Genomic DNA, 8,572 nt, shown 5'->3' on the forward strand with positions numbered 1-8,572 from the left:
CCAGCCAACGCTCAAAGCGTCGCGCCGTGCAAACGACGAGCACATGATCGAAGAAACAGGTGCCAAACTGCGCGCCATGATGCCTTGGATTTCCGCAGGCAAAATGGTCGACAAAGCAAAGAACTAATTGTTCTTGGTACAAAACTAAGATTGACCCCGGCTTTGGCTGGGGTCATTTCATTTAAGCATGAGACATGCACCCACCCCCGAAAATCCCGGCCTTATTAACTGGCTCCTGATCCTAATGCTCGGGATCATCTGGGGCGCAGCGTTTATGTCGATGACGGTCGCTCTCGAAGGGTTTGGGCCGCGCATGGTTGCAGCAGGTCGACTTGGCTTTGCCGCGCTTGCCCTGCTGATTCTGGGCGCATTGATCGGCCAACCCGTCACCGCAATTTCACGCACCGCAGGCGCGCGCGGATGGCTGTTTGTGTGCACCATCGGCGCAATCGCACTGGCAATGCCGATGCTCATGCTCACATGGGGTCAACAACATGTGCCCTCCGCCTTTGCGGGCGTAGCTATGGGCACTGTGCCATTGCTGGTCCTGCCATTGGTCTACATCTTTTCGCCCGAGGAAGGCATCGGCCCGCGCCGTATCATCGGCATGGCTGTCGGTTTCATTGGCCTTGCTATTCTTGTCGGACCGGGCGCATTTGACAGCACGCAAAGCAACCTCACGCTCTGGGGGCGCCTTGCATGCCTTTGCGCCGCTTGCGGATATGCCATCGGCTCGGTGCTCACGCGCCGCGCACCTAGAATGCCGCCCATAGCCCTTGCCGCCGGCACGATGAGCGCGGCCGCTCTTATCATTGTGCCCTTCGCATTTCTAACTGAAGACCTGCCAGACAGCTTTTCGCTCCGCCCATCGCTCGCGCTGCTCTACGCTGCACTTTTGCCAACGGCGCTTGGCGCGATCATTCGCGTGCGGGTCATCACCACCGCAGGTTCGCTCTTTATGAACATCACCAGCTACATGGTGCCGGTCTGGTCGGTCATCTTCGGCATCACGCTGATGAACGAACAACTGCCACCGCAACTTTTCTTTGCGCTGGCGATTATTCTGCTGGGGATATTCATCTCCCAAAGCCGCCAGATCATGGCGGCGCTTAGGCGTTAAGAAACGACGCGCGCAACCTCGTCAACGATACGATCCACAACATCCTCAAGCAGCTTTGCATCTTCGCATTCCGCCATGACGCGGATCAAAGGCTCGGTGCCTGACTTGCGGATCAAAAGGCGACCTTTTCCAACCAATTCGGCCTCTGCGCCCGCGATCACCGCCTTGACGCTTTCGGCTTCCAGCGGAGTTTGCCCCACCGCGAAACGCACGTTCTTGAGCATTTGCGGCACTGGTTCGAAGACATGGGTCAAATCGGACGCCTTACGCCCCGTGCGCGCCATTTCCCCCAAGAACTGAAGACCCGCCATAAGCCCGTCACCCGTGGTCGCGAAATCGGTCATAACGATATGCCCCGACTGCTCACCACCCAGATTAAATCCGTTTTTACGCATCTCTTCAACGACATAGCGATCGCCAACACCGGTGCGCGCTAGGGTAAGGCCTTTGCCCTCCAGATGCCGCTCAAGCCCGAGGTTAGACATCACCGTCGCGACAAGCGTATTGCCCTTCAAGCGCCCCTCTTCCGCCCAGCGGCCCGCAATAAGCCCCATGAACTGATCGCCGTCAGCCACCTTGCCGTTCTCGTCCAAAATGATGCAACGATCTGCGTCACCATCCAGACAAATGCCAACATCGGCACCATGGGCGATCACGGTTTCAGAGGCCGTCCTCGGTTTGGTAGATCCGCAGTTTTCATTGATGTTATAGCCATTGGGCGACACGCCAACCGGGATCACTTCAGCGCCCAATTCCCAAAGCACTTCGGGCGCCGCGCGGTAGGCCGCGCCGTTCGCGCAATCGATCACCACCTTCATCCCATCCAGCGAAAGGTTGCTCGGGAAGGCCGCTTTGACGCGCTCGTTGTAGCGATAACGCCCGTCATAGATGTGACGCGTGCGCCCTATTTTGGTCGGCTCGACCAGATCAACGCCACTCTCTACCAGCGCTTCGATTTCCATCTCTGCCTCATCGGATAGCTTAAATCCGTCGGGGCCGAAAAACTTGATACCATTGTCCTGGTGCGGATTGTGGCTGGCTGAAATCATCACGCCCAGTTCGGCGCGCATCGACGGGGTCAGCATGCCAATCGCAGGCGTCGGAATCGGCCCCATCAAGAACACGCTCATGCCCGTAGATGTCAGCCCCGCTGTCAGCGCGCTTTCCAGCATATAGCCAGAGCGGCGCGTGTCCTTGCCGATCACAACGCGGTGCACATTGGCTTTATTGCGACGGAAATAAATGCCCGCAGCAGCGCCAATGCGCAACGCCATTTCTGCGGTCATCGGATAGGTGTTGGCCTTGCCACGCACACCATCGGTGCCAAATAATTTCCTGCTCATGTTCTTACTCCCGTCGTGGATGCCTGCCAAAGCGCCAAGGCTTGGCGCGTCTCTGCCACATCATGCACCCTTAGAATTTGCACGCCTTGCACCACTGCCGCAAGTGCAACCGCAATAGACCCTGGCGCGCGATCCTGCGCGGCTGGTGCCTGGCCGATATCTCGAATGAGCCCCTTACGCGAAGCCCCAAGCAGCACAGGACATCCAAGCCCGTGAAACAGCGAAAGCCCGCGGATCAACGCCAGATTATGCGCCTGCGTTTTGCCAAAACCTAAACCGGGGTCCACAATGATCTGCTCTCGGCACAGTCCAAGACTTAGCGCCAGTTCAATTTGCTGTTCCAGAAAATCATACACATCCAGCAACACATCATCATACTGCGGCTTGACCTGCATGGTTTCCGGCAGACCCTGCGCATGCATCAAACAAACCGGGGCCGCGCGCGTCGCGCAAAACGGGCCAAGATCGGGATCAAACGCAAAGCCGGACACGTCGTTAACAATATTCGCGCCCGCCTCAAGCGCAGCATGGGCCACGCGCGCCTTTCTGGTATCAATCGACAATGGCACATCAAGCTTTCGGCGGATCGCCTCGATAACGGGCACCGTGCGTGCAATCTCTGCTTCAAAGGGAACTTCCAAAGCGCCGGGGCGCGTGCTTTCTCCGCCCACATCCAGCAAATGCGCACCCGCATCCACCATGACCTGTGCGCGGCGCAGCGCTTGAGAACCCGAATTAAACTGCCCACCATCAGAAAAGCTGTCAGGTGTTACATTCAGGATGCCCATGATTACGGGCTGCGAAAAATCCAGCCCTTCAATAGGCGCGCGATCTTGCGAAACCCGTTCGCGCCACGTTTCCGGCGTATCCTTCACAGGCAAAATGCCCGCAGTGCCGCCGCGTGTCAGGTGCTCTACATGGGTGAACCAACTGCCAGTGCCAGCAAGCGGAATAGCATCCGCAGGACGCGCATCGCCAGTTTGCGCAAGGGGGCGAAAATAATCAGTCATTGTCATACTTTGGGCTATGGCACAGGCGTGCTTGACGCGTCAAATACGCTCTTGCGCCAGCGGATGGCTTCGACAGGCCACCTGCGCAGCTTTCGGCGTATCTTCGCCAATCAGAACGACCTCTAACGCGTCCACTTCTTCAGCCAGCCAAAGGCATATCGCAACAGGATCATCCGTTAAATCAAGCGGGGCATCCACGGCATCAAAGACAAATTTTGACGGGGCCCATATGCTGATCTGATCGTGTTTGATCGCCCAATCCATTTCAGTGCGCGTTGCGACAACTGCGCTTCCTGCAATCAAACCGGCCAACCGCCACGCATTCTGCTCGACTGCAAGCAAATCAATATGGCTTTGCGTCAATGCTGTCTGCGCTTTTGCCCGAAGGCCTTCCATCGCCGAAACGCACAAGACCAAAGGTTCGCCCATCTCGGACAACTGCTTTATCCAAGCACTGAAATGCAAAGCACCAATCGCCGCATCGCTTAGGAAAACCACCCTCGGGCGCACCTTGTTTTCGCCCGCAGCAGCGCGCGCAGGCACCGCATCATCGCCGGTTCGCACGATTTCCACACCAAGCGCACCGCCCCCGCGATCCAGCTTTTCAATGCGCACAAACACGCGCTGTGCCTGTGGCTCGCCCAGAATGCGATCCGCAATGCGCTCTGCCAGCGTTTCCAAAAGATTCAAGCGTTCCGCAGCCAGTTCAAGATCAATCGCTTCGGTGACGCGATCATAGGACAGGATCAAATCCACATCATCGCCCAGCTCGGCACTGCTATGGCGCACTTCAACAACGATATTGAAACTCAAACGCTGCGTGATGCCGCGTTCTGCCTGAAACGCACCAATCTCGACCGAAACGATATGATCGCGCAAAGAAATGCGATCCAGCATGGGATCACTGGCACTGGCCTTCGCCCGCTCTTCGGGATGCGCAAAGGCAAGACGGGTTTCATTACTCATGTTGCGCGCTCCATCACTGGTGTCTGAAAACCGAACCCGGGTTTGTTGTCTTCTGACCCAAGCGCCCTACACAATCAAGCAAGCCTTTAGTTGCTGCTGATGCGCGTCGGCTCGCGGTAGAAGTGATGCACACCGATCGTTGCAGTGCGCGGGAAGACGCGGCTCCATTTCGGGCGAACGGCGGTGGTATGATAATGCGTTGCACCCTTGGTCAGGGGCTTTTGCATGTCAGACAACATCAGCTTGGCGATCTTTTTCAATCGCGCATAGGTCGCTTGTTCTGTGATGACCTCTTTACGCCCGTCACAGGTATAGGTGAACTGGCAGGCAAACTTGCGCCCCGTCCCCTGATTAATCACACCGCACACCGTATCCGGATAGCGCGGGTTGTCGACGCGGTTCAAAATGACCTCAGCCACAGCAAACTGACCCTTGACCGTCTCGCCCCGCGCTTCAAAGTATAGCGCCTCGGACAGACAGGTCAGGCTTTTGCCCCCCTGCGCTTCGGGTAGCGCGTCCAGAAAGCTTCGCGTGTATTTGATGGATCCGACCTGCCCTGAACTGACACGGCGAAACAGGGAATCTATGCGGGACTTGGTAAGCTTTGCCAGTGCGGCCTGTTCCTTGCGGATCATTCCAGACAATTCGCCCGACACAGCCTCAGCCGAGACAGGAAGCGCCAAAGTCATGGCAAGCAAGGTAACAATAAGGCGTCGCATCAAGGTCTCAGGCGCTGTTTCAGTCGACGCTAGATATCACCAAATCTCGAAAAATCCACCCCAAGGCAGATGACGCCACGTCGCATAAATTTGCCGCGTTGCAAAATCTGTTCAATTTTTCAACATCTTGTAGCGCGCGGCTGCCGCACTACTCTAACTTGTCTATGATCGCCAGTTGAGCGGCTGCCAATCTTGCAACAGGTACCCGAAACGGAGAGCAAGAAACATAGTCAAATCCTGCCGCGCGGCAAAAGGCTATCGATTCGGGGTTGCCGCCATGCTCGCCGCACATGGACAACACCAGATCCGGACGCGTTTTGCGCCCGCGCTTGGCCCCGAGAATAAGCAACTCGCCCACCCCGTCCACGTCCAACGTATGGAACGGATCTTCAGGAAAGACGCCTTGATTGACATATGCGGACATAAAACGCCCCGCATCATCGCGCGACAGACCATAGGTCATCTGGGTCAAATCGTTCGTGCCGAAACTGAGAAAGGACGCCGTTTCCGCGATATCATGGGCGCGCAGCGCCGCGCGCGGCGTTTCAACCATGACGCCCAGCTTGTAATCAAAACTCGCATTGGTTTCAGAACGCACCGCGGCCGCAACCATATCAATGCGCATCTTCACCAGCTCGACCTCGCGCTTTGCCGACACCAGCGGAATCATAATCTCGGGCACAATTGGTGCCCCCGCTTCCCCCGCCAGAATCGCCGCCTCAAAAATCGCCCGCGCCTGCATGTCGTAGATTTCAGGCACCGTGATGCCCAATCGCACGCCGCGCATCCCAAGCATCGGGTTGTATTCTTCCATCGCCTCGACGCGGCGCGTCACATTGGACAACGGCAGATTCAGCGCCTCGGCCAGGGCGCGGTGCCCCGCGTGATCCGAGGGCAGAAATTCATGCAAAGGCGGGTCAAGCAAACGAATACAAACCGGCAACCCCGCCATCGTGCAGAACAACTCTGTGAAATCCGCACGCTGCACCGGCAGCAACCGCTCCAAAGCCGCGCGCCTGTCTTCACTGTTATCCGCAAATATCATCTCGCGCATAACCGTCAGGCGATCATCGTCAAAGAACATATGCTCCGTGCGGCATAGCCCGATGCCTTGCGCCAGAAACATCTTCGCCGCCTTGGCATCCGCAGGCGTATCCGCATTGGCGCGAATTCCGATATCGCGCTCCGCGTCCGCCCAGCCCAGCAAGGTTTGAAACGCATCATCCAAAGTCGCCTCAAGCATCGCGACTTCGCCCGCCAAGACTTCGCCATGCGTGCCATCAACCGTAATCACATCGCCCGCCTTGAACACACGCCCGTCGCGCGTCGTCAGCATCTGCTTGCGCATCTGGAAGCGCATTTCGGTCGCGCCAACCACACAGGGCAACCCTATGCCCCGCCCGATCACCGCCGCATGGGACGTCATGCCACCCCGCTCGGTCAAAACAGCATTCGCCGCATGCATGCCGCGCACATCCTCGGGCGAGGTTTCGCGCCGCACCAACACACAGGCCTCGCCGCGCGCCGCGCTCGCCTGCGCTTCTGCGGCAGAAAATACGATCCTGCCCGTTGCGGCCCCGGGGCTTGCGGCAACGCCGCGCCCGACCAGATCGCGCGGGCGCGTGCGATCCACCTGCTTGTGCAGCAATTCGTTCAAGGCAGAGGGCGGCACACGCATCAAAGCCTCCTGGCGCGTGATGATACCGTCTTCGGCCAAACGCACCGCAATGCGCACCGCCGCGCGCGGGGTGCGCGCAACCCGCACGCCATCCAGCAAATGCACGCGCCCGTCTTCGATAACAAACTCGACCTGCATCTCTTCGCGCAGCTTCGCGCGCATCAGGGTTGCATGCCCGATCAACGCTTCAAACGCGTCCGGCGCAAGGTCCTCCAGGGATGGCCCGCGCGGATCACGCTCCAGAAACAGCGCCTCAACGCCGCCATCAAGCGCATCGCGCCCCTGACTTTGGCTCAGATAGCGACCCGTCAGCTGCATCAGACCCGTCTGCCCATCGACAAGCTGCAATACGCCAGAACCGCACTCACCCGCGCCAAAGCCCAGCGCCATGGATTGCACCACAAGGCCCAGCCCCGCATCCGCAGGCGCACCCTTGCCCTGACGCAAAAGCCGTGCCGAAGTGCCCTCCCAGGCCCGCGCCATTGAACGTAAAACCTCGCCAAGCTGCACGGCAGGGTCCTGCGGGAATATCTCGTCGGTTTCATCTTCATAGGCCGCAAGTGCCGCAGACAAGGACGCCTGCCCTTCCATGCCGATCTCGTCGAACACATCAGGATCAAGCCGCGCCACAAGCACCGAATAGGAATGCACGAACCGCGCATAAAGCGACGCCGCCGCCTCTTGTCCCAAGCGATCCGACAGTTCCAGATAACGCGCGTCATTCATCCCGATGTTCAAGATCGCGCCAGGACCGCCCCAATCGGGATCTTCAGACGAGGGGCGCACACATAACAGCTCGCCCGTATCAAACGGTGAAAGCAACAACGCCATATCCGGCATGACGCCGCGCGCGATCTTGTGTACCGCATCAAAGGACAGCCCGACAGTGCGCGGCACAGGCAGCTCCAAGCGCACCAAACGTTGCAAGCATTTCGTGCGCCCGCCATGGGTGTCTGCGGATACAGGTGCATCGGGTGTAATCAAGGTGATATGCGGGTTATTCTGCACTGCGGCGTCCTTCTAGGTTGCCCGCAGCATAGACCTCAAATCAAAGGGCGCAAGCACGCCCTTCCTCTCTCTAGAAATATCCGCGCCGCAGGCAATGCGCACACCCACAGGGTGTGCTTATCAAGCGCGCGCGATCAGCGCGCTCAATGTGCTTAGCCTTCAATCAATGTCAAATCCGCGACAGAGCCAACCAGTTTGCGAATGTCGCTCAAAAGGTTCAAACGATTGCGCCGCACGGTCTGATTATCGCTATTCACCTGAACCGCCTCGAAAAACGCATCAATCGGCGCGCGCAGCGCCGCCATGCCGGTCATCGCCGCCGCGAAATCCTCGGACTTCAGCGCCGCTTGAATGCTGGGCCCCTGCGTTTCCAGCGCTGCGAACAACGCGCGTTCCTCGTCGGTTTCCGCGAATTTCACATCACCGCCATAGGAATACTCGACCCCGTCCTTCTCTTCTTCTTTGGACAGAATGTTGTTGGCCCGCTTGAACCCTTGCAGCAGGTTCGTGCCGTCCTCGGATTTCATAAACGCCTCAAGCGCCACCGCGCGCTTGACCAAAAGCGCCAGATCATCATTCCCGTCCATCGCGATGCAGGCGTCGATCACGTCGTGACGCACGCCTTGGTCCTTGAGATAGACTTTCAGGCGGTCGTGGAAGAAGGAGAAGAGGTCAATGTTGCGGTCAAGGCCAGTATAGTCCTCATCATCATTTGCATCAGGTTGCCC

General features: G+C 58.1%; 7 protein-coding genes and 1 pseudogene. 2 read left to right on the plus strand and 6 right to left on the minus strand.

The window, feature by feature from the left end; all coding sequences use genetic code 11:
• Positions 1 to 127: pseudogene (locus tag WBC85_RS00500) on the plus strand (ketol-acid reductoisomerase); the annotation flags it as partial.
• Positions 128 to 187: 60 nt separating this feature from the next.
• Positions 188 to 1,120, plus strand: coding sequence for a DMT family transporter (locus tag WBC85_RS00505; RefSeq protein ID WP_424432727.1), 933 nt, complete (start codon positions 188 to 190; stop codon positions 1,118 to 1,120).
• Here WBC85_RS00505 and glmM read toward each other — a convergent pair.
• The 6 genes from glmM to WBC85_RS00535 all read right to left on the minus strand — a co-directional run.
• Positions 1,117 to 2,463 (minus strand): phosphoglucosamine mutase, encoded by a 1,347-nt coding sequence (glmM, locus tag WBC85_RS00510; protein WP_424432728.1) that lies wholly within the window; start codon positions 2,461 to 2,463, stop codon positions 1,117 to 1,119. The genes WBC85_RS00505 and glmM overlap by 4 nt on opposite strands.
• Entirely contained in the window at positions 2,460 to 3,473 is a 1,014-nt protein-coding gene (gene folP / locus WBC85_RS00515) for a dihydropteroate synthase (RefSeq protein WP_424432729.1), read from the minus strand. Before folP ends, glmM begins: the two co-directional genes overlap by 4 nt.
• A 39-nt stretch (positions 3,474 to 3,512) precedes the next feature.
• A complete protein-coding gene (locus tag WBC85_RS00520) occupies positions 3,513 to 4,439 on the minus strand; it encodes a dihydroneopterin aldolase (RefSeq protein ID WP_424432730.1) in 927 nt (308 codons plus the stop codon).
• Between the two features lie 86 nt (positions 4,440 to 4,525).
• Positions 4,526 to 5,158: a cell wall hydrolase gene (locus tag WBC85_RS00525; protein ID WP_424432731.1), complete on the minus strand. Its 633-nt coding sequence runs from the start codon at positions 5,156 to 5,158 to the stop codon at positions 4,526 to 4,528.
• Between the two features lie 148 nt (positions 5,159 to 5,306).
• Entirely contained in the window at positions 5,307 to 7,844 is a 2,538-nt protein-coding gene (locus WBC85_RS00530) for a putative PEP-binding protein (RefSeq protein ID WP_424432732.1), read from the minus strand.
• A gap of 152 nt (positions 7,845 to 7,996) precedes the next feature.
• Positions 7,997 to 8,572: DALR anticodon-binding domain-containing protein (locus WBC85_RS00535; protein WP_424432733.1), on the minus strand; the 576-nt coding region annotated here is incomplete at its 5' end.

This window comes from Planktotalea sp. (assembly GCF_049680325.1).
Taxonomy (GTDB): domain Bacteria; phylum Pseudomonadota; class Alphaproteobacteria; order Rhodobacterales; family Rhodobacteraceae; genus Planktotalea.

Excerpts from the sequence above, each read along its gene's own strand:
- WBC85_RS00505 (WP_424432727.1), top strand. The coding sequence starts at position 188 with ATGAGACATGCACCCACCCCCGAAAATCCCGGCCTTATTAACTGGCTC.
- glmM (WP_424432728.1), bottom strand. The coding sequence starts at position 2,463 with ATGAGCAGGAAATTATTTGGCACCGATGGTGTGCGTGGCAAGGCCAAC.
- folP (WP_424432729.1), bottom strand. The coding sequence starts at position 3,473 with ATGACTGATTATTTTCGCCCCCTTGCGCAAACTGGCGATGCGCGTCCT.
- WBC85_RS00520 (WP_424432730.1), bottom strand. The coding sequence starts at position 4,439 with ATGAGTAATGAAACCCGTCTTGCCTTTGCGCATCCCGAAGAGCGGGCG.
- WBC85_RS00525 (WP_424432731.1), bottom strand. The coding sequence starts at position 5,158 with ATGCGACGCCTTATTGTTACCTTGCTTGCCATGACTTTGGCGCTTCCT.